The organism is Mycobacterium sp. ML4 (assembly GCF_054515735.1).
Genome location: NZ_JBTNSY010000074.1, coordinates 1 through 1,638 on the forward strand (window position 1 = coordinate 1; position 1,638 = coordinate 1,638).

The 1,638-nt window shown below is 70.1% G+C and carries 1 protein-coding gene; it reads right to left on the bottom strand.

The window, feature by feature from the left end:
* Nucleotides 1–1,638 (bottom strand): acyltransferase domain-containing protein (locus ACX9NE_RS29240; RefSeq protein ID WP_459377756.1); only part of this gene is annotated, 1,638 nt, incomplete at both ends.

Here is a 1,638-nt window from a genome sequence, read left to right on the forward strand (position 1 = left end):
GAGCAGGGTGGTGATGGCGTCGTGGAAGCGGACGGGTTCGCGTAGGTTGCGGTACCAGTAGTCGGCGGTCATGGTGGTGGTGTCGAGGGGGTGGGGGGTGAGGGCGCTGTCGACGGTGGTGTAGAGGGGGGTGGTGGCGGGTTGGGGGGTGAGGTCGGTCAGGGTATGGATGAGGTGGTGGTGGAGGGGTTCGATGTGGGGGGAGTGGGAGGCGTAGTCCACGGCGATGGGGCGGATGTGGATGTTGTGGTGGTGGCAGTAGGTGGTGAAGTCGGTGAGGGCGTGGGGGTCGCCGCTGATGATGGTGTGGGTGGGGCCGTTGGTGGCGGCGATGTGCAGGGTGGTGGTCCAGGGGTGTAGGTGGGGGTGTAGGTCGCTGGGGTGGAGTCGGACGGAGGCCATGGCGCCGTGGCCGGACAGGGTGGTTAGGGCTTGGCTGCGCAGGGCGATGATTTTGGCGGCTTGGTCTAGGGGCAGGGCGCCGGCGATGTAGGCGGCGGCGATTTCTCCTTGGGAGTGGCCGATGACGGCGTCGGGGGTGATGCCGTGGGCGCGCAGTAGCTCGGCGAGGGCGATCGTGATGGCGAATAGGACGGGTTGGATGACTTCGGGGCGTTGCAGGGGGGGTGCGTCGGGGTGGTGGTGTAGGACGTCGCGCACTGACCAGCCGGTGTAGGGGTGCAGGGTGTGGTCGAGGTGGGTGAGGGTGGCGGCGAAGTGGGGGTGGTGGTGGTCCAGGGTGGTGGCCATGGCGGGGTATTGGGCGCCTTGGCCGGGGAAGACGAACACGGTTTTGGCGCGGTGGTGGGTGTGGTGGTGGTGGCGGGTGAGGTGGGGGTGGGGGTGGTTGTCGGCCAGGGCCTGGAGGGCTTGGAGCAATTCGTGGCGGGGGTTGGTGCTGGTGGTGGGCACGGTCAGGGCGGCGCGGTGGGGGTGGTGGGTGCGGGTGGTGGCCAGGCTGTGGGCCAGGTCGGTCAGCGGCAGCTCGGGGTGATCGAGTAGGTGTTGGTGTAGTCGGGCGGCGGCGGCGGCTAGTGCGGTGGGGGTGCGCGCGGAGAGCGGCCAGATCCGCAGCGGGGGCTCATCCCGGGTGGGTGGGGCCGCGTCGGTAGCCGGGGGCGCGGTGGGGGGTTGTTGGAGGATGAGGTGGGCGTTGGTGCCGCTGACGCCGAAGGAGGACACCGCGGCGGTGCGGGGGTGGTCGGTGGCGGGCCAGGGGGTGGGTTGGGTCAGGAGTTGCACGGTGCCTGCCGACCAGTCGATGTGGGGGCTGGGGGCATCGACGTGCAGGGTGGGGGGCAACACCTCGTGCCGTAACGCGGTGATCATTTTGATCAGTCCGGCCAGGCCGGCGGCGGCTTGGGTGTGGCCGATGTTGGATTTGACTGATCCCAGCCAGAGCGGGTGGTCGCGGTCGTGGGCGGCGCCGTAGGTGGCCAGCAGGGCGCCGGCTTCGATGGGGTCGCCCAGGGTGGTGCCGGTGCCGTGGGCTTCGACGGCGTCGACGTGGTCCAGGGTGATGCCGGCGTTGGCGGCGGCTTGGGTGATGACGCGTTGTTGGGCGGGGCCGTTGGGGGCGGTGAGCCCGTTGGAGGCGCCGTCTTGGTTGACCGCGGAGCCGGCGATGACGGCCAACAC